The following is a 19152-nucleotide window of genomic DNA, read 5'->3' as shown; positions in this document are numbered from 1 at the left end:
GCCCAGCGGCTGCGAGAGGTTTTCCAGAGGTGTCACGCGGACCTCACATAGATATGGAAGCCGCCATAGATCGCGGAACGATCCTGCAGGTTCAGCGCGTGAGACCTCTCTTCCAGATAGGTCCACTGTGCGCGTAACGCCGGAGAAAGGCGGCCTTCGATGATGCTCTTTTCTGCCGCTGTGCGAAAAATCACGCGTGCGCCGCCGGCTGCCGTGCGTGAGATCTCCGTCCACAGATCGTTCAACTGTTGATCACTCATCCAGTCCTGCGCATCGAGAAGAACATAGCGGTCCACCGAGTCTGCAGGCTTCGACGCCAGAAGCTCCGTGAAGGTGGCGTGGTGCACCTGCACACGGTCTACATTCTCGCGGATCGCGGCATGGTTCTCCGCCTTTAGATAGGTTGGCAATGATCCTTCATCGCCAGTCGGATAGCGCCGCATGAAGGCCTGCCAGGCGAAATAGTTGTCTTTCAGCGGGAAATGACAGGCCAGCTTTTCGAGGCGCTGGCGAAGCACCGACGCAATGGAACCATCCGTCGCAATGCTTGCCAGTTCATCATATTGCTGCGGCGGAATGCCAAGGCCGAAGAGTGAACTCTTGCGGCTGGTGAGCCACTTGATCAGCGTCTTGTCAAAGAGCGGCGCGATCCGGGTATCGAAGACATGACGTTGCTCGCGCAGCGATTTGGCGTTTGCCAGTTCCGTCAACTGCACGCCGTGCAGCCGTGCAAGCAGATGGCCAACGGCGATAAAGCGACCGAGTAGGCCCGTCCGGTAGATGTTGCGCTCGAACACTTCGATGCGACGCTGGCCGTTCCAACGGCGTTTTTGCCAGTAGGTGCGGCTGGTCGCGTCGAGGTTTTGTGCGATAACCCTGTCGAAGGCTTCAACATTGCCGGAGACATTTTCCATGGCAAGGAAGCGAACGATGTCTGAGTGGCCGGGGAGAGAGCGGAAGGCCGCAAGCTTCAGCCGGTTCAATGCGATATGGTGTGGGTTGAGATCGACGACATCGATCGAGCTCGGGTGGCGTGACAGGTAGGCCAGCATGTTGCAGCCGCCGGAGCCGATGCAGACGATGGAGTGGCCCGGCGAAAGTTCCATCCCGGCCATATCCACATCCGGGTCTTCCCAGATCTGCGGGTAGACGAGCCCGGAGAAAAGCAGACCAAAGAGGCGTTCCGACAATCCGTTTCGGGAAAGCGCCTTATGTTGAAGCAATGCGTTTTTCAGCTTCCTGTTTTTCAGGAAACCGGCATCCGGTACCAGTTCTGCCATTTGCGAATCCCGCCTCATGTGGAATTCACATGGCTGTAGACGGGGGCTGCTACAGTTTCATGACGATGCTAAAAGGCCATCAAAAGACGATTGGGAGTTAGTTGTGATATTCTTGAAGCGAATACTGAAGTGGACCTTTTTGGCTATCGTCTTGCTGCTGGTGGGGGGATATGCGTGGCTTTACGCACGCCCGCCGGAACTTTTGCGCGTCGGTGCCGGATACGCAGCCAAGATCATCTGCTCGAACGTCTTCATCGCCAATCGGGATGCGGATCTGGTGCTTGCCGATGATGTTCAAGCGCCCGGCCACCCGCTTCTCAAACTGATGAGCGCGACTGTCGACCGGGAACGCCAGACAGTGACGACCGCGCTGACAGGTGGCATTGCCAGAACGACGGCGGAATATTATGCCGGCCTCGGTTGCCGCGTGCTCCCTGCCGGTGCGAAGGTCGTTCCGCTGCCGGTGATTGCGGAAGCGCCGAAGCCCGCTCCGGATCCGTCTCTCCTGTGGCCGCAAGGTGGCGCGGTGCAACTTGACCCGGCAGTGCAGGATGTTCTTGCTCGCGAAGATCTCGCCGGTCCGGGCGCGCGGGCGATCGTCGTGATCCGGGACGGCCGCCTGGTCGGCGAGCGCTATGCGAAGGGGTTCAGTGCCCAGACCCCGCTTCTGGGATGGTCCATGACCAAGACCGTAAATGCAGCACTTGTGGGCATCGCCATGGGGCAGGGTGCCATGAAGCTCGACGATGCCGCTCTCTTTGCCCAGTGGAAGAATGATTCCCGCGCAAGCATCCGTGTTGCTGACCTTCTTTCCATGGAAGATGGCCTGGCCTTCAACGAGAATTACGGCAATGTTTCCGACGTAACGCGTATGCTCTATCTGGAGCCGGACATGGTGTCGTTCATGACGCAGCGTCCTGCAGCAGCGCCGCCGGGTACAGTGTTCACTTATTCGACCGGCTCTCCGGTGCTGTTGTCGCGGCTTTGGATGGACCATCTGGGCGATACCGCCAAAGCACTTCGCTTTCCCCAGAAGGCGCTGTTCGACCCGATAGGCATGAGCAGCGCGGTTATGGAGGTGGATGCCGCAGGAACCTTCGTTGGCGGATCCTATCTCTATGCCACGGCGCGTGACTGGGTGCGGTTTGGTCTGCTGCTGGCGCAGGACGGTGTCTGGAACGGCAGCCGGATCCTGCCGGAAGGGTTCACCGCGCTGATGGCAAAGCCCAACAACGCTTCGGACGGGCGGTATTCACAGGCACAGACCTGGCTTCCGAAGGCGCCGGACGGAACCTCCATCCCTGCAGGCTGGTTCCGGCTTCAGGGACATGACGGACAGACCATCACCGTCATTCCGGCTACGCGCACCGTGATCCTGCGCATGGGGCTGACCCCCAGAAAGCTCGACTATAGCCCCAACGCGCTGGTGGCAGCCGTTCTGGCTCTGCGCTGAAGCCCATAAAAGCAATTCGGCAACCGTTCGATTGAGCGGTTGCCGGTAGAAGTTGTAGACTGCGATCTGTTTCGAGGATTACTGGATAACGTCCAGCATGTCCTTGCGCTTGGCATCGTAATAATAGCCGCGCGCATACATCTTGATCGCGTCGTCGGAGTCGTTTTCAGAAACCAGCCAGGCACCACGAAGATATTTGATCGCGTATTTCAGGTTGGTTTCTGCGTCAAGCAGACCATCCGGCGTCCCGGCATAGCCCATGGACTTCGCGGTAGAATACTTGATCTGCATCAGGCCCCAATAGCCGCGCTTGTTGTAGGCGCGCGGGTCATACTTGCTTTCACGGTGAACAACGCGGTGAACAAGCGATTCCGGCACGCCGTACAGGCCGGCATAACGACGGATGAGAGCATTGAGCGTTGGCGTGCTTGCTTCTGCCGTCGGCGGGATCGGCGCACCGGGCGCCGGCGGGAAGAAGTCACCTGCCATGCCTGAGCCCGGACGAACCGGGCCGGCGAATGCCACCATGTTAGACGGTGTCGACGTCGTCAGTCGCGGACGCGGCGTCGGGATTGCCGTATAGGCCGCCGTCATTTCGGGCGGAAGTGCTGCAGGAACGACCTGAGCCGTTTGTGCGGAGGCTGTAAGAGCTGCGGGCGATGAGACGGGTGCAGATGCACTTCGCTCGGCTGTCGCCATATTGATGGCCTGGAGGCCGCCATTCTTGTCGATCGACGTTGGCGCAACCGCTAGAGCCTGCGGATGTGCTGCAGCCGGGAAGGGCTGCTGCTTTTCAGCAAGCGATGCGATGACTGAGTCGTTCTGAGCCTTGATGGCGGATGCACCGGTTGGCAGAGCGATCTGGTGAACCCGGCCACCCTTTTCTGCAACCTGCGTGGTCATGCCAACTGGAACGGCGACAGGTCCCTGCTGCTGCGTCGCTGCCATCTGATCGGTGCCAACGCGGCCGCCCTTTTGCGCGGCGCCTGCATTGGTTGTCATGGCGGTAACGGAAGCCTGTGCGCCTGAAGGAGCGGCCTGACCGTTTGCCAGGGATGCTGAGACTTGAGCGACTTGCGGCTGGGCCGCAGCAACTTCCGTCTTGGCCGGTGCATTGGATGCTGTCTGCACACTGGAGCAACCAGAAACTGCTCCGCAAACCGCTGCCGCAACAACCGCTTTCTTACCGATCAATCGGGTTATCGCCATCGTCTCACTTTCATGAAGATGATTGTTTCCAGCCCGCCGGTCTTTGACCGCCACGCAATCCATTAACGCATGTTCACAATTGCGGCAAGCTCCAAGCGCTCAAGCGGCAATCTTGCGATAGCCGGCAGTCACTGCGCGGCTTGCAATAAATCGCGTGCGAGGCTTGTGCGAGGCTTGATAAACCTTGCGAAATGCCCGCAGCTTGCGTGCTGATCGCTCTGCCAGAGCGAGCTGGATGAGGGGCGCAACAAGGGCCGCAACCGCGAGCGGAAGAGCAATTTCCTGGCTCAAAATTGCTGAATTGGTTAAAGAATCACTGAGTTGAAGCAGGACCGCCCAGAGGGCGATTATCAGGGATGGGCGAAATGCCTGCCAGCCAAGCCGGAAAGACGCCGAAGCCACATTGTGGTTCGGGAGGTTATCGTTGTCGGCAATCCTGACCCGAAACCGATTTACCTGTGACCTGAAGACGAATAGCATCAGGAAGGCAATGCCGATCCAGGCAAATGAGCCCTGCATTGCAGGCAGATAAATGCGGCATAGGCTGAACGCCGCAACTGCCACCGCAGCCGCCAGCAGATAGCCGATCCAGAGTCCCGGTAAAAACAGGATTGCGCGCAGTTTCCCGCGCGCAATGCATTGATCTCTCAGAAGGTTAGCCGCGACGGATGGCAGCAGAAAAGCGAGCAGGGCCAATGCTGCTGTCATCAGCGTTGTCTCTAAGCTCATCTCAAATCCTCCCCGACCTCAAGGCTTCCCGTGCCTGAGATCATCGCTGCTGATTCACGGTTCGGATCAGGCTGACCGGTAGGGCTGTCCAATGAAGTCCATGACGTCCTTGAACCAACCGGCAGACAGATCGAAATGCTTGCCGCCCTTGATACGCGGGAATTCGATTGTGCGCAATTTCCCATTCTGATCTTCATCGTGACCGGTCACGCCGGACACGCCGTTCAACGCACTTTCCACGCCAAGATCGACCATGCTCTGGATCAATCGCAGGTCTTCGTAATTGGCCGGTGCGGAGCGCGCATAGTAACCCGATTTCTGAACCATCGAACGTTCCGCGCCCAGAAGGGCTGCGAAATGCTTTTGGAACCAGTTTCCGACATTGATGGTATCGATCTTGACGTGACCGAAGGCATCACGCTTGACGGTTTCGCCTGCCGCTTCTCTCTCGGCGACGATGGTGTCGAGGCCTGCGCCTTCCGAAACGAAGAGCGTCACAAAGCCGCAGCGGTCCATGATGGCGCGAAGACGAGCCGCCTCCGCATCCAGATCGAAGGCCATCTCGGGCAGGTAGAGCCCGTCGATGTTCTTCATCTGGGTATTCATCATGAAGCCTTCGACATATTCATTGTTCTTCGTGTCCTGGATATAGGCACGGGCAGTGGCCGCGGTCAGCCAGCCACAGTGACGGCCCATGACCTCGTGAATCACCAGCGTGCGGGGCGCAGCACTTTGTTCATTGCTGACATGGTCGAAGAAGTGTGCGCCAACTTCCGCCGCAGTCCAGGCACCCAGCGACTGCTTGATGGGAACGACATCATTATCAACCGTCTTCGGCAGGCCGACCACAGTAAGGTTGTAGCTGTGTGCGCCGAGATAGGCGGCAAGGTCGGCGGCGGTTGTGTTTGTGTCGTCGCCACCGATCGTATGCAGGATCGTCACGCCATCGGCGGCGAGCCTGTCAGCGGCCACCTTCAGCGGGTTCTCGCCGTCCTTGACAAGGCCCCGCTTCACGCAGTCCGCAGCATTGGTCAGCTTGACGCGGCTGTTGCCGATGGGGGAGCCGCCATAGCGGTGAAGCAGATGCGCCTTTTCGCGCATGTCCTGATTGATTTCGATTCGATCGCCAAGCAGCAATCCCTGATAGCCCGAGCGGTAGGCAATCAACTCGATCTCTGGCGCGATATCGGAATAGCGCTCGATGAGACCGCCGACTGCCGATGAAAGGCATGGTGCCAGTCCGCCTGCCGTCAGCATTGCTACTTTCTGTTTGGCCATCGATCCTCCTTCGCGCCTCAAGCGCCTGTCTCAAAATCTGGCGAATGGATGCGACAGGTCAAACCGGCTGTAAAGTGAATTTCTCAAGAAAATCCGTCATTTCGCTGCTCAAACATGATGCCGACGCAATTCAATCGGTTCAATGAGAGTCGGATATGTTGACTGCTTGTCGGAAGCGGTAATCGTCTGTGGACAAGTCCTTACGGAGATGGCTGCTGCCATGGATCCTGGTTTCCACGAAGATCCGTGAGCATTGAGTTGACGTAAGATGGATAAAGTTTAATGCCACTGTCTTCGTCTTCGCTTGCCATTGCGGGTTAAATTTGGTCTGGTGAGTCATGATTTTCGATTTCGCATGCCTCCAACTCACCTCCCTGTGGGACCGACTGCTGAGCGCAGTGGGCGACGCCGCCACGAACGCGCTGTCGCGTGTGGTGGAGGCTGTCCGCACCTTGTTCGAAGGCGATCCTGAGACTCGCAGACGTGTGTCGTTTTCCATCGCCATCATTGCGCTCTCGGCCAAGATGGCCAAGGCTGACGGCGCGGTGGTTGCCTCTGAGGTCGAGGCTTTCAAGCAGATCTTCGACTTTCCGGAGGAAGAGGCGAAGAATGTTGCCCGGCTCTACAATCTGACCCGTCAGGATGTTGCCGGTTATGAAGCCTATGCCGAGAAGCTCGCAAATCTCTGCGGTTCCGGTGATTGCAACTGCCCCATGCTGGAGAACGTCATCGATGGCCTTTTCCATATCGCCAAGGCGGATGGGATGGTGCATGAGGCCGAACTGGCATTTCTCGCGCGCATAGCGGAAATCTTCCAGATCGACGAAGATCACTTCCGGCGTATCATGGCGCGGCATATCACCATGGATGGCGGCAACCCGTATCTTATCCTTGGCGTGTCGCCGGATCAGGATTTTTCCGAAATCCGCAAGCAATATCGCAGGCTCGTTGCCGAACATCACCCGGACAAGTTGATTGCACGCGGCGTACCCGCAGAATTGCATGCGGCGGCGAATGAGCGCATGGCGGCATTGAACGCGGCCTATGCGGCGATTGCGAAAGAACGCAAGGCAGCATGAAACTCGAGGCAGATTTCGCCGGCGCGCGCGTCGAGCCGTCCCCGAACCATGGCGAACGCAAAGGCTGCGATGCGCCGGATATGATCATCCTTCATTACACCGGTATGCCTGACCACGGTCAGGCACTGTCTTGGCTGAAGAATATCCAGAGCGAGGTTTCCAGCCATTATTTCGTCTGGCCGGATGGTCGCATCGTGCAATTGGTGCCGGAGAGCCGTCGTGCCTGGCATGCGGGCAAAAGTATTTGGGCGGGCGAAACGGATATCAACTCGCGGTCCATCGGCATCGAGATCGCAAATGCGGGCCATCCCGGTGGTTTGCCGGATTATTCCAGCGAGCAGATCGAGGCCGTCATTCGCCTCTGCCAGGACTGTATCGCCCGTTGGCGCATCCGACCAGAGCGGGTGCTGGCCCATTCGGATGTTGCGCCGCGCCGCAAGGTTGATCCCGGCGAGCGGTTTCCGTGGCGGGAGTTGCACCGGCAGGGCGTCGGCCATTGGGTTGAACCTTCTCCCATTCGCAGTGGCCGTTTCTTCCAGAAGGGTGAAAGCGGGCAGCCGATCGAGGCGCTGCAGGGCATGCTGGCACTCTATGGATACGGCATCGAAATCACGGGCGAATTCTGCGAGAAAACAGAAGGCGTCGTTGAGGCATTCCAACGGCATTTCCGGCCTGCCTGCGTGGACGGCATTGCCGATATGTCGACTATTGAAACTTTGCATCGGTTGCTGACCGAGCTGCCGCGTTTTCAAGGGACGGATGAGGTCTGACCTTCCTCCGCAGGCACATGTCGAATTTGTTCAAGTACATTGTTGTGGGTCGTGGAATGATGGGTTCCGCAGCGGCCCGCCATCTTTCACAAACAACCGATGGCGTCGCACTGATCGGTCCGGACGAGCCGAAGGATGCTGGAAACCATGACGGTGTCTTCGGCAGCCATTATGACGAGGCGCGCATTACCCGAACCATTGATCCAGACCCGGTCTGGGCTCGTCTCGCGAACCGCTCGATTGCGCGCTACGCGCAAATTGAGCAGGAGAGCGGTATCCAATTCTACCACGAAGCCGGTTGCCTGATGGTCGGTCCCGAGCGGGCCAGCGGTCACAGCTACATCAAGGGGATTCTCAACGCCGCTGAACAGTTGGGGGTGCAGCCCGAACTTCTGGATGATCCGGGACTTATCTCTCGCTTCGGCTATTTCGGCTTCGAGTCGGGTAGCGAAGGTGTCTTCGAAGCGCGCAATGCCGGTTACGTCAATCCGCGCGCACTGGTATCGGCGCAATCCGAAATTTGCCGAAAACAGGGAGCGACTTTGATTGCGGAGACGGTCGGTTCCATCCGTCGCGAGGGCGATCTGGTCTCGGTGCAGACGCGTGAGGGTTCGGTGTACCGGGCAGAGCGGGTGCTGCTTGCCGCTGGCGGATTTTCCATTGTCGAGAGTCTGTTACCACAACCGGTTCAGATGTCGGTTTATGGTCGAACGGTCACTTTTTTTGAAATACCCGAAAGCGAATTACCTGCCTTTTCCGGTATGCCGTCCCTGATCTACGAGCCACGCGACACGGCTGATCACATCTATCTGCTGCCGCCTGTGCGCTATCCCGACGGCAAGATCTACCTCAAGATCGGTGGCGATCCTGATGATCTGAGGCTGGGATCGCTTCAGGAGTTGCAGCAGTGGTTCAGGAGCGGCGGGCGTGAGGTTGCGCGGGATCACCATGCCCGGATCATACGGTCGCTGGTGCCGCAGATCGACGTTGATCGCATCTCCACGGGCGCCTGTGTGGTGGCGAAGACGGCGACCGCCTATCCCTTCATCGACTTTACGGAAGATCCCGCAATCGCAGTCGTCACGGGCGGTTGTGGTTCGGCAGCCAAAAGTTCCGATGAGATTGGACGGCTGGGTGCGCAATTGATCAAGAACGGCTCGCTGGAAGGCGAGGGCTACCCCGTTTCGTTTGCGGCGCATTTCGCATGAATTTCTATAGCCCTGCGAATGGAAACCGTTTAAGCAGGCGCTGCCAGTTGGCCGGGCAGCCGCGCTTTACCAATGCCGAAAGGCGGTAGGGTGAGGAAAGTCCGGGCTCCACGGAAATACGGTGCCGGATAACGTCCGGCGGGGGCGACCCCAGGGATAGTGCCACAGAAAGCAAACCGCCCCGCTTTCTCTTGTGCTCAAGCGAGCATCAGAGGCGGCGGGGTAAGGGTGAAAGGGTGGGGTAAGAGCCCACCGCGGGACTGGCAACAGGACCGGCAAGGTAAACCCCACCGGGAGCAAGACCGAATAGGGATGACGCGGGTGCCGCTTGCGGTGCTACAGCCTGTTTCCGGGCCAGTCATCCGGGTGGGTTGCGTGAGGCAGCGTGCAAACGCTGTCCCAGATGAATGGCTGCCACGTTCCGGGAAACCGGGGCCATACAGAACCCGGCTTACAGGCCAACTGGCGATTTCTTCTTTTGCGGGATGCTACCTCTGGGTGGTTTCGGTTTCGCCCGATCCCGGCTGCCCCGTTAACGATAGATGGTTCTCCGCCACTTCCCTTTCTGGTTGTTGGCAGCCAGATCCAAGAGTCTGAGCAGCACCTGCAAAAACCAATGATTTCAGTTGTTTGCCAACTCACGGGAGTGTGATTTTCCGTGTTCTGTCACGGACTCGGAAAGTGCCTTTGCTAACCCTTTGTTAAACTTAACGGGTTATAAATTATTAATGCCGCGATCCCTCGGTGGGGTCGCTTCCCATTGACGCCCATATGGTCCCATGGTATCCCAAATCCACACTGCGAAGGGGCACTTTACCCCCGCTCAATCGGACAGGCTCGGATCGCTTCCCACGGGAAGAAACGGGCGGAACGCGTTCCGTCCGAACGGCCGGGTTGTGTGCCTTTGTGGGTTTGACGCGGGTGGCAATGGCCGCCCGCACCTCTTGGAGGCGGATGTTTGGCGTTATGAACCGCTTCTTGTCCAATGCGACGAACCGGATCGACTCGAAGGGGCGTGTTTCCGTCCCTGCGATGTTTCGCGCCGTATTGACGCAGCGGAACGTCCAGGAGCTCTATTGTCTCCAGGACCTGGTTTTTCCGGCGATCAGCGTCGGCGGTCCGGACCTGCTCGAGCGGTACGAGCGGCAGATCGCCCAGGCGGATCCATTCTCGCCGGAGGCCAACATGATGTCGCTGCTGGTGCACGGCGGCGGCGTCTACATGCGGCTCGATGCGGAGGGTCGGTTGGCGGTCACGGATTTCATTCGCGACTTCACCGGAATCACGACGGAAGTCACCTTCGTGGGTCGCTCGGATCATTTTCAGCTATGGCAGCCCCAGGCGTTTCACGAGGCGCAGGTGGCGGCCAGAGAGGGTCGCGCTCGTCTTCCGGTGCGGCCTGCCTAGAACAGGGGATTGGAATGGCGGCGAATCTTGGCGAGGGTAACTCCGAGGCCGATGGCGGACTGGTGCGTCACATTCCGGTTATGCTGAACGAGGTGCTGGAGACTTTGGCTCCGGCTCCGGGCAAGGTGATCCTTGACGGTACGTTCGGCGCGGGTGGCTATACCCGCGCCATTCTCTCCACCGGCGCCAATGTCATTGCGCTCGATCGCGACCCCAATGCGATCGCAGGCGGTCAGCCGATGGTTGCCGAATTTGGCGGTCGCCTGAAACTCATTTCCTCGCGGTTTTCCGAACTCGCATCCCACGCTCCTGATGGTGGTCTGGACGGTATCGTTCTCGATATCGGCGTGTCTTCGATGCAGATCGATGAGGCGGATCGCGGCTTTTCGTTTCAGCGCAACGGCCCTCTGGACATGCGCATGTCTGCTTCCGGCGTTTCAGCCGCTGATGTGGTAAACCGCGCCAAGGCTGGCGACATGGCGCGCATTTTCGGATTTCTGGGTGAGGAAAAGCAGGCGGGCCGCATTGCGCGCGCCATCGAAAAGCGCCGTGCAAGCGAACCTTTTGCCACGACGCGCGATCTGGCCAACCTCATCGAGAGCGTCAACCCACGCAAGGCCAAGGACAAGATCCACCCAGCGACGCGGGTATTTCAGGCGCTGCGTATCTTCGTGAACGACGAGCTAGGTGAGCTTGCGCAGGCCCTGTTTGCGGCGGAGCAGGTTTTGAAGCCCGGTGGCCGACTGGTGGTCGTCAGTTTCCATTCGCTGGAAGACCGTCTGGTGAAACGCTTTCTGACGGATCGCTCCGGCAAGGCGAGCGGGTCACGCCATCTGCCGATGGTTGAAGACAAGCCATCCATCTTCGAGCCGGTTGGCAAAGGAATGTTGTCTGCGACCGAGGCGGAAGCATCCGTCAACCCTCGCGCAAGGTCCGCCAAGCTACGTGCAGCCTTCAGAACTGCAAGTCCGGCTCGCGCCGTGGATTTCTCGATTTTCGATCTGCCTGAACTGACCAGCCTGGAAAAGATGGGAGCCTGAACATGCTGAGGAGCTTCGATCTCGTGCTGATCGGCGTCATGACGGCTACCGCCGTCGTGACCTACAGCATCAAGCACAGGGCAGATCTCAAACTGGAAGAAGTGCGTCGGCTGGAGACGGAAATCCGGCTGGAACACGATACAATTGATCTGCTGAAAGCTGACTGGGCCTTGCTGACGCAGCCGAACCGGCTTCATCGCCTGATCGGTCAGTATCAGGCGGAATTGGAACTGGAGCCGACGCAGCCGACTCAGCTTGCGATGCCTAAGGAACTGCCGATGCCAAAATCGCAGTTGCCGCAGCCTGAGACGACGATCGAAGAACTGATCGCGCAGGTGGACCCTGAAGTTGCTGCCGCCCTGAAGGGCGTTGATGCGGCCAAGGCCAAGCCGCCGAAATCGAAGATCCCCGTGCCGCTTGCGCGTGGCAAGACTCCAAGCGTTGATTCTATTGCAACCGGATCGGTGAACCACTGATGGCTTTCCTTTCGCGCGTAATGGTTCTGAAGAGCCGGGCTCATTTTTCTGCGGGCGCCAAGAGACCCGCCTTTGGTGGCGCCAGTTTCGAGGGCAGCCGCAAGCGAAAATCCGCGCAGGCCCGCAATCGCGTCGGCATCATCATTGCCTGCTTCCTCGGCTTCTACTGCGTGATTGGCGGACGGCTGGTCTTTTATGCCATGAAGGAGCCGGAAGCGACGTCGAGCATCATGCCTGCCGACCGGCTGATGGCATCGCGCCCGGACATTCTGGACCGGAACGGCGAAGTGCTGGCCACCGACATTCGCACGGTTTCGCTGTTTGCGGAGCCGCACAAGATTGTTGATCCGGATGAAGTCATCGAGAAACTGCGCACGGTTCTGCCGGACATCGATGCCAAGCAGATCTACCACAAACTGTCTTCCAAATCTCGCTTCCAGTGGCTTCGTCGCCAGCTTACCCCCAAGCAGCAGAGCGAAATTCTGGCACTGGGTATTCCCGGTATCGGTTTCCGGCCCGAGAAGCGCCGGTTCTATCCGGGAGGCGCCACTGCTGCCCACATCGTCGGTTACGTCAACATCGACAACCGCGGCGTTGCGGGCATGGAACGATATATCGACAGCCAGGGCCTTGCCGATCTCGCAGCCGTGGGCATGACGAGCGATCAGCCGCTGGAACCCGTGAAGCTTTCGATCGATGTTCGCGTTCAGGCAATCCTGCGCGAAGTGCTGATGTCGGCCATCCAGAAGTTCCGCGCCAAGGGGGCGGGCGGTGTTGTACTGGATGCCAATACGGGTGAGATTCTGGCCATGGCGTCCGCACCGGATTTCGATCCGAACGATCCGGCGGCAGGTGGTGAGGAAGGCTGGCTGAACCGCATGTCGAACGGCACGTTCGAAATGGGCTCCACGTTCAAATCCTTCTCGCTCGCCATGGCGCTCGATTCAGGCAAGTTCTCGATGAACGACAGTTTCGATGCGCGTTATCCAATTCGCATCGGTGGCTTCACTATCAAGGATTTCCACGGCAAGGGACGTTTTCTCACCATGCCGGAAGTGTTCCAGTATTCCTCCAACATCGGTACCGCGAAAATGGCGGACGCCGTCGGCATTGAGGGACACAAGGAATTCCTGACACGGCTCGGCCTCTTGTCTCGGATGCAGACGGAGCTTCCTGAAGTTGCGACGCCGTCGCAGCCGAAAGCCTGGAAGAAGATCAACTCGATCACGATTTCCTTCGGTCACGGTGTGTCGACGACGCCGCTTCAGACCGCGGTTGCTGGAGCCGTGCTGGTAAACGGCGGTCGCCTCATCCAGCCGACATTCCTGCCGCGCTCTGTGGAGCAGGCGAACGAAGTGGCTTCGACAGTTATCAAGAAGACAACAAGCGACAACATGCGCTGGCTGTTCGGCTGGAATGGAACGCAGGGTTCTGGCAAGAACGCCCTGGTAGAAGGCTTTGATGTGGGTGGCAAGACGGGGACGGCCGACAAGGTTATCAACGGGCGCTATAACCACGATCACAACTTCAACGCCTTCCTAGCCGCGTTCCCCATCTACAAGCCGCAATATGTGGTTTTGACCTTCATCGACGATCCGCGCAGCGAGACAGACCGAGCCGTTCTGGCTGGTAACAGTGCCGCGCCCATGGTCAAGGAGATCATCAGCCGCTCCGCCGCTGTTCTCGGTGTAAAACCAAGATTTGGAGAAAACGGTTCCGCCATGCTTGTGTCCTATTAGGCCATAATGAATGGGCCCGTCGATTCGCGGCTACGGGACAGGCCGCTTCGCAGAGAGGGTACCGATGAAACTTGATTACTTCTCCGGGATCATTCCGGAGATTGCCGCACAGCCGGACGGCGTTCGCGATCTCGCAATGACCGGCATTTCTGCCGATAGCCGCAAGATCGAACCGGGCATGCTGTTCGTTGCCATTCCCGGCAACAAGGCAAATGGTGCAGCATTCGCCGCGGACGCCGTGACACGGGGTGCGTCTGCAATCATCTCGTCCGAAGAGCTCAATGTCAGCATACCGGTCATTCGTGTCGGGAATGTCCGCCGGATTCTTGCACTGGCTGCTGCCCGTTTTCACGACGCGCAGCCGGGCACGATCGTTGCCGTAACGGGAACGGCCGGTAAAACCTCTGTAGCGTCGTTCACGCGGCAGATCTGGGCGCACGCCGGTCTTGCTGCCGCGCAGATCGGCACGACGGGTGTCATTTCTCCCGCGCGCAATGAATATGGCTCGCTCACCACGCCTGACCCGGTTGCTCTGCATGCGCTGCTGGCCGAACTGGCGCGCGAGGGCGTAACGCACGCAGCCATGGAGGCTTCCAGCCACGGCCTCGACCAGAGCCGCCTGGATGGTGTGCGGTTGGCCGCCGCAGCCTTTACCAATCTCGGCCGCGACCACATGGATTACCATCCGACGATGGAAGACTATATGGCCGCCAAGATGCGGCTTTTTGATACATTGCTTCCGAAGGGCAGTCCCGCGATCATCTTCGCGGATGATCCATGGTCGGCCAAGGCCATCGAGGTTGCCAGGGCTGCAGGCCACGACGTGCTGACGGTCGGGCGTGGCGGCAATTTCCTGAGCCTCAAGCGGGTCGAGCATTTCCGGCACAAGCAGTTGGCGGAAGTGCATGTCGATGGTCAGATCCACGAAGTGCACATTCCGCTGGCCGGAGACTTCCAGATCGCGAACGCTCTGGTTTCGGCTGGATTGGCGATTGCCACAGGCGTTGCGCCGAAGGTTGCCATGGCGGCGCTGGAGCGCCTCGTTGGTGCCTCTGGCCGGTTGGAGCTGGTGGGCCAGACACGGCAGGGCTCACCGGCCTATGTCGACTATGCCCACAAGCCGGAAGCGCTGGAAAACGTTCTGACATCCGTTCGTCCGTTCACAACCGGACGCGTGATCGTCGTCTTCGGATGTGGCGGTGATCGCGACAAGGGCAAGCGTCCGATCATGGGCGAGATCGCGGCGCGGCTGGCGGATATCGTGATCGTGACCGACGATAATCCACGATCGGAAGATCCGGCGACCATCCGTTCCGAAATCATGGCTGCCGCGCCATCCGCCACCGAAATCGGCGATCGGGCGCAGGCCATTCGTCATGCGGTTTCGCTGATGGACGCAGGTGATACGCTGATCGTGGCGGGCAAGGGCCATGAGGAGGGCCAGACGGTTGGCACCACGGTGCTGCCGTTCTCCGACCATGTCGAGGTGCGAAAAGCTTTGGAGGGTGTGACGCAGTGAGCTGGCTATGGACAACGGCAGATATGATTGCTGCGATGGGGGGGCGGCCCATCGGTTCGCTTCCTGCCGGGATAACCGGCATTTCCATCGATAGCCGCACCATTGCTCCCGGTGAGGCATTTTTCGCGATCAAGGGCGACCGCGTCGACGGACACGATTATGCAACGACAGCCATGGCAAGCGGGGCGGCGCTTCTGGTCGTTGCCGAAGCCAAGCTTCCGGCCATGGGCCGCATTACCACGCCGATGATCGTTGTGGATGATGTGCTCGCAGCACTTGGTCGTCTGGCCGTTGCCGCGCGCGCCCGTACCGACGCCAAGATCGTCGGTGTCACCGGCTCCGTGGGCAAGACGACGACCAAGGAAATGCTGCGCACTCTGCTTGCGCCGTCTGGCAAGGTGCATACGGCTGTCGCCTCCTTCAATAATCACTGGGGCGTACCGCTGACGCTGGCGCGCATGCCTGCCGATACCGATTATGGTGTCTTTGAAATCGGTATGAACCACCCGAACGAAATTCGTCCGCTTGTGAAGATGGTGCGCCCGCATGTGGCCATCATCACGACGATCGCGGCGGCCCATCTCGGGCATTTCAACAGCCTGGAAGAGATTGCCTCCGCAAAGGCCGAGATCTTCGAAGGCGTGGAGCCGGGTGGCGCTGTTCTCCTCAACCGAGATAACAAGCAGTTCGCCTATCTGGAGCGGATTGCCCAGGAACTGGCGCTTGCGAACATTCTGACCTTCGGACAACATGCCAAAGCCGATTATCGTCTTGCGGATTTCGAAGGCTCCGCCGAAGTGTCAACCATCTGGGCGGTGCTGGATGGCGAAACGGTGGAAGTGCATATCGGGGCTCCCGGTCGCCACATCGCGGAAAATGCGCTGGCGGCACTGGCGGTCGTCTCGTTGCTGGGGGCAGATGTCGAGGCAGCACGTGCGGCGCTCGCGGATCTTCGCCCTGTCAAGGGCAGGGGCGAGCGGCATCGCCTGTCGATGACCGGCGGACATCTTACCCTGATCGACGAAAGCTACAACGCCAATCCGGCCTCCATGCGGGCAGCAATCGCGCTTCTGGCGGCAACGCCACCGCAGGGTGCGGGGCGCCGCATTGCGGTTCTGGGCGATATGCTGGAAATGGGCGCCTTTTCGCAGAAGGTGCATGAGGAACTTGCCGGGCCACTTCTGGCCGCTGGGATAGAGCATGTGTGGCTGGCGGGAGCGGAAATGGCGGCGCTGCGTGATACGCTTCCGGACAGCGTTCAGGTGGAATATCGCGCGACGACGCCAGAACTGGTGGAGTTTGCCGTTCGCAATGTGATACCGGGCGACGTGCTGATGGTGAAATCCTCTCTCGGCATCGGCTTCGGCAAGATCGTCGCGGCGCTTATTGACAACTATCCGCCCTTGTCTGACACGGGGCGCTGATTTGACCTTCCAGAAGAAAGACTTCCCATGCTGATTTGGCTTGTAGAGCTTGCGAGCAGCTTTCAGATTTTCAACCTGTTTCGCTACATCACGTTCCGGACAGGTGCCGCGCTCTTCACCTCAGCGCTCATCGTCTTCCTGTTCGGGCCGCGCATGATTGCGTCGCTCCGCATCCGGCAGGGGAAGGGGCAGCCCATCCGCGCCGATGGCCCGCAAACGCATTTCAAGAAGGCCGGGACCCCCACCATGGGTGGCCTGATGATCCTGACAGGTATCGTCGGCGGCTCTTTGCTCTGGGCAGACCTTTCCAACATCTACGTTGTCGCCACCCTGCTGGTCACGCTCGGCTTTGGCGCGATCGGCTTTTACGATGACTATCTCAAGGTCACGAAGCAGACGGAGAAAGGCTTTTCCGGCAAGGCGCGTCTGGGCATTGAATTCCTAATCGCCGGGATCGCGGTCTACTTCATGATGCGCGTCTCCATCGCCAATGCGCCGAACGGCTCCGTGCTCGGCACCTCGGTTACGTTCCCGTTCTTCAAGAACGTTCTCCTGAATCTCGGCGTCTTCTTCGTCGTGTTCGGCGGTTTCGTGATTGTTGCCGCCGGTAACGCCGTGAACCTGACGGATGGTCTCGACGGTCTTGCGATCGTGCCTGTCATGATTGCCGCCGCCTCTTTCGGCATCATCGCCTATCTGGCCGGCAATGCCGTCTTTGCGGATTACCTGCAGATCAACTTCGTGCCCGGAACGGGAGAACTGGCGGTGATCCTGGGCGCTGTCATCGGGGCGGGACTAGGGTTCCTCTGGTTCAACGCTCCGCCCGCCGCCATCTTCATGGGCGATACCGGTTCACTCGCGCTGGGCGGCCTCATCGGTTCCGTGGCGGTTGCCACAAAGCACGAGATCGTCATGGCGATCATCGGTGGCCTGTTCGTGATGGAAACGCTGTCTGTCATCATCCAGGTCGGCTTCTTCAAGCTGACGGGACGCCGCGTGTTCCTCATGGCACCAATCCATCACCATTTCGAAAAGCTGGGCTGGACGGAAAGCCAGGTTGTCATCCGTTTCTGGATCATTGCCGTGGGTCTTGCCATGCTTGGCCTCTCCACGCTCAAGCTGCGGTAATCACCATGATCGCTGTCACGACATTTGCCGGGCGCAAGGTCGCGCTTTTCGGCCTCGGCGGTTCGGGTCTCGCAACGGCGCAGGCCTTGATTGCCGGTGGCGCAGATGTGATTGCATGGGATGATAATCCAGACAGCGTTGCGAAGGCGCAGCAGGCCGGTGTTAAAACCGGCGATCTTCGAGAGATTGACTGGGCAGCGCAAGCAGCTTTCGTTCTCTCCCCCGGCGTACCGTTGACGCATCCCAAGCCGCACTGGAGCGTGGATCTGGCTCGCTCGGCGGGTGTTGAGATCATTGGTGATGTCGAGCTGTTCGTGCGGGAACGCCGCGCTCATGCGCCCGATTGCCCGTTCATTGCCATTACAGGCACAAACGGCAAATCCACGACCACGGCTCTGATTGCGCATATTCTGAAGTCCAGTGGACGGGATACGCAACTTGGCGGCAATATCGGCACAGCCGTGCTGACGCTCGATCCGCCCAAGGCTGGGCGCTTCTATGTGGTCGAGTGCTCGTCCTATCAGATCGATCTTGCTCCGACGATCAACCCCAGTGCGGGCATCCTGCTCAACCTGACGCCGGATCATCTGGATCGTCACGGGACCATGCAGCATTACGCGGATGTAAAGGAGCGACTGGTTGCCGGAAGCCAGATGGCGATCGTCGGTGTCGATGACAGTTACTGCACGCTGATCGCTGATCGCATCGAGCGGGCGGGTGTCCGGGTCAGTCGTATTTCTCGCCGCGCGGTGCTGGCCGACGGGTTCTATTTCGCGGATGGCGGGATCATTCAGGCGCACGCCGGCAAATCGGAGTCGATTGCGGATCTTCAGGGCATCGATACCCTCAAGGGATCGCATAATGCGCAGAACGCGGCAGCGGCCATCGGAGCTTGTCTCGCTGTCGGCGTGTCGATCGAGGAGATCCGCAAAGGGCTTCGCAGCTTTCCCGGCCTCAAGCATCGCATGCAGCCTGTTGGTCGCAAGGGCTCCGTGACCTTCGTCAACGATTCGAAGGCAACGAATGCCGATGCGGCTGCGCCAGCCCTTTCCAGCTACGACCGCATCTTCTGGATTTCTGGTGGACTTCCCAAATCCGGCGGCATCGCAAGCCTCGCGCCACTCTTCCCGCGTATTGTGAAAGCCTATCTGATTGGAGAGGCGGCTCCGGAGTTTGCGTCAACGCTGGGTGAAGCAGTCCCGTATGAAATCTCCGGGACGCTGGAACGCGCGGTTGAGCATGCAGCGAAGGATGCCCAGGCAGATGGCGGGACGAGCGTCGTGATGTTGTCTCCGGCCTGCGCGAGCTTCGACCAGTTCAGGAATTTCGAAGTCAGAGGCGACCGGTTCGTATCTCTGGTGGCAGCACTCGATGGCGTGACAATGCTCATCGTGCCGGAAAAAGGACAGTAAG

The 19152-nt window shown here is 59.3% G+C and carries 16 protein-coding genes and 1 other RNA gene; 13 read left to right on the top strand and 4 right to left on the bottom strand.

The annotated features are described in order from the left end of the window. Nucleotides 1-32 precede the first annotated feature (32 nt). The gene (locus tag MUU53_RS11660) at nucleotides 33-1280 is read right to left on the bottom strand and encodes a BtaA family protein (RefSeq protein ID WP_247261060.1); all 1248 of its coding nucleotides are present in this window, start codon (nucleotides 1278-1280) and stop codon (nucleotides 33-35) included. A 103-nt stretch (nucleotides 1281-1383) separates the two neighbouring features. Here MUU53_RS11660 and MUU53_RS11655 point away from each other — a divergent pair, with 103 nt between their 5' ends. Next, nucleotides 1384-2733 (top strand): serine hydrolase domain-containing protein, encoded by a 1350-nt coding sequence (locus MUU53_RS11655; RefSeq protein WP_247261059.1) that lies wholly within the window; start codon nucleotides 1384-1386, stop codon nucleotides 2731-2733. A gap of 78 nt (nucleotides 2734-2811) precedes the next feature. Here MUU53_RS11655 and MUU53_RS11650 read toward each other — a convergent pair whose 3' ends face one another. The 3 genes from MUU53_RS11650 to MUU53_RS11640 form a co-directional block, all read right to left on the bottom strand. After that, entirely contained in the window at nucleotides 2812-3864 is a 1053-nt protein-coding gene (locus MUU53_RS11650) for a transglycosylase SLT domain-containing protein (RefSeq protein WP_247261058.1), read from the bottom strand. A gap of 177 nt (nucleotides 3865-4041) precedes the next feature. Then, on the bottom strand, nucleotides 4042-4671 hold the full coding sequence (locus MUU53_RS11645; protein ID WP_247261057.1) for a hypothetical protein: 630 nt from the start codon (nucleotides 4669-4671) through the stop codon (nucleotides 4042-4044). 66 nt (nucleotides 4672-4737) lie between these two features. Continuing rightward, nucleotides 4738-5949: a pyrophosphate--fructose-6-phosphate 1-phosphotransferase gene (locus MUU53_RS11640; RefSeq protein ID WP_247261056.1), complete on the bottom strand. Its 1212-nt coding sequence runs from the start codon at nucleotides 5947-5949 to the stop codon at nucleotides 4738-4740. 338 nt (nucleotides 5950-6287) lie between these two features. Here MUU53_RS11640 and MUU53_RS11635 point away from each other — a divergent pair, with 338 nt between their 5' ends. From MUU53_RS11635 to murD, 12 genes are all read left to right on the top strand, one after another. Further along, nucleotides 6288-7028, top strand: a complete 741-nt coding sequence (locus MUU53_RS11635; RefSeq protein WP_247261055.1) for a J domain-containing protein — start codon at nucleotides 6288-6290, stop codon at nucleotides 7026-7028. Beyond that, a complete protein-coding gene (locus MUU53_RS11630; protein ID WP_247261054.1) occupies nucleotides 7025-7798 on the top strand; it encodes an N-acetylmuramoyl-L-alanine amidase in 774 nt (257 codons plus the stop codon). The genes MUU53_RS11635 and MUU53_RS11630 overlap by 4 nt, the downstream gene beginning before the upstream one ends. Nucleotides 7799-7815: 17 nt before the next feature. Then, nucleotides 7816-9006 (top strand): FAD-dependent oxidoreductase, encoded by a 1191-nt coding sequence (locus tag MUU53_RS11625; RefSeq protein WP_247261053.1) that lies wholly within the window; start codon nucleotides 7816-7818, stop codon nucleotides 9004-9006. A 43-nt stretch (nucleotides 9007-9049) separates the two neighbouring features. Beyond that, nucleotides 9050-9476, top strand: an RNA gene (gene rnpB / locus MUU53_RS11620) — RNase P RNA component class A. A gap of 496 nt (nucleotides 9477-9972) precedes the next feature. After that, on the top strand, nucleotides 9973-10413 hold the full coding sequence (mraZ, locus tag MUU53_RS11615) for a division/cell wall cluster transcriptional repressor MraZ (protein ID WP_246658444.1): 441 nt from the start codon (nucleotides 9973-9975) through the stop codon (nucleotides 10411-10413). Between the two features lie 14 nt (nucleotides 10414-10427). Further along, the gene (gene rsmH, locus MUU53_RS11610; RefSeq protein ID WP_247261052.1) at nucleotides 10428-11453 is read left to right on the top strand and encodes a 16S rRNA (cytosine(1402)-N(4))-methyltransferase RsmH; all 1026 of its coding nucleotides are present in this window, start codon (nucleotides 10428-10430) and stop codon (nucleotides 11451-11453) included. Between the two features lie 2 nt (nucleotides 11454-11455). Further along, nucleotides 11456-11929, top strand: a complete 474-nt coding sequence (ftsL, locus tag MUU53_RS11605; RefSeq protein WP_062554134.1) for a cell division protein FtsL — start codon at nucleotides 11456-11458, stop codon at nucleotides 11927-11929. After that, nucleotides 11929-13668, top strand: a complete 1740-nt coding sequence (locus tag MUU53_RS11600) for a peptidoglycan D,D-transpeptidase FtsI family protein (protein ID WP_062554135.1) — start codon at nucleotides 11929-11931, stop codon at nucleotides 13666-13668. The genes ftsL and MUU53_RS11600 overlap by 1 nt, the downstream gene beginning before the upstream one ends. 64 nt (nucleotides 13669-13732) lie before the next feature. After that, nucleotides 13733-15187: a UDP-N-acetylmuramoyl-L-alanyl-D-glutamate--2,6-diaminopimelate ligase gene (locus MUU53_RS11595; RefSeq protein WP_247261051.1), complete on the top strand. Its 1455-nt coding sequence runs from the start codon at nucleotides 13733-13735 to the stop codon at nucleotides 15185-15187. Continuing rightward, nucleotides 15184-16611 (top strand): UDP-N-acetylmuramoylalanyl-D-glutamyl-2,6-diaminopimelate--D-alanyl-D-alanine ligase, encoded by a 1428-nt coding sequence (locus tag MUU53_RS11590; RefSeq protein WP_247261050.1) that lies wholly within the window; start codon nucleotides 15184-15186, stop codon nucleotides 16609-16611. The genes MUU53_RS11595 and MUU53_RS11590 overlap by 4 nt, the downstream gene beginning before the upstream one ends. 27 nt (nucleotides 16612-16638) lie before the next feature. Beyond that, a complete protein-coding gene (gene mraY, locus MUU53_RS11585) occupies nucleotides 16639-17739 on the top strand; it encodes a phospho-N-acetylmuramoyl-pentapeptide-transferase (RefSeq protein ID WP_247261049.1) in 1101 nt (366 codons plus the stop codon). A 5-nt stretch (nucleotides 17740-17744) separates the two neighbouring features. After that, entirely contained in the window at nucleotides 17745-19151 is a 1407-nt protein-coding gene (gene murD / locus MUU53_RS11580) for a UDP-N-acetylmuramoyl-L-alanine--D-glutamate ligase (protein WP_247261048.1), read from the top strand. Nucleotide 19152: the final 1 nt, after the last annotated feature.

It is taken from the genome of Affinirhizobium lemnae, from assembly GCF_022968395.1.
GTDB classification, from domain to species: Bacteria; Pseudomonadota; Alphaproteobacteria; order Rhizobiales; family Rhizobiaceae; genus Neorhizobium; species Neorhizobium lemnae.
Note: the sequence above shows the minus strand (reverse complement) of the source record. Positions and strands in the feature narration are given on the sequence as shown.

Bases quoted from the DNA above. Each gene is read 5' to 3' on its own strand.
- MUU53_RS11660 (WP_247261060.1), bottom strand. From the start codon at position 1,280: ATGGCAGAACTGGTACCGGATGCCGGTTTCCTGAAAAACAGGAAGCTG.
- MUU53_RS11645 (WP_247261057.1), bottom strand. From the start codon at position 4,671: ATGAGCTTAGAGACAACGCTGATGACAGCAGCATTGGCCCTGCTCGCT.
- MUU53_RS11640 (WP_247261056.1), bottom strand. From the start codon at position 5,949: ATGGCCAAACAGAAAGTAGCAATGCTGACGGCAGGCGGACTGGCACCA.
- MUU53_RS11635 (WP_247261055.1), top strand. From the start codon at position 6,288: ATGATTTTCGATTTCGCATGCCTCCAACTCACCTCCCTGTGGGACCGA.
- MUU53_RS11630 (WP_247261054.1), top strand. From the start codon at position 7,025: ATGAAACTCGAGGCAGATTTCGCCGGCGCGCGCGTCGAGCCGTCCCCG.
- MUU53_RS11625 (WP_247261053.1), top strand. From the start codon at position 7,816: ATGTCGAATTTGTTCAAGTACATTGTTGTGGGTCGTGGAATGATGGGT.
- mraZ (WP_246658444.1), top strand. From the start codon at position 9,973: ATGAACCGCTTCTTGTCCAATGCGACGAACCGGATCGACTCGAAGGGG.
- rsmH (WP_247261052.1), top strand. From the start codon at position 10,428: ATGGCGGCGAATCTTGGCGAGGGTAACTCCGAGGCCGATGGCGGACTG.
- ftsL (WP_062554134.1), top strand. From the start codon at position 11,456: ATGCTGAGGAGCTTCGATCTCGTGCTGATCGGCGTCATGACGGCTACC.
- MUU53_RS11600 (WP_062554135.1), top strand. From the start codon at position 11,929: ATGGCTTTCCTTTCGCGCGTAATGGTTCTGAAGAGCCGGGCTCATTTT.
- MUU53_RS11595 (WP_247261051.1), top strand. From the start codon at position 13,733: ATGAAACTTGATTACTTCTCCGGGATCATTCCGGAGATTGCCGCACAG.
- mraY (WP_247261049.1), top strand. From the start codon at position 16,639: ATGCTGATTTGGCTTGTAGAGCTTGCGAGCAGCTTTCAGATTTTCAAC.
- murD (WP_247261048.1), top strand. From the start codon at position 17,745: ATGATCGCTGTCACGACATTTGCCGGGCGCAAGGTCGCGCTTTTCGGC.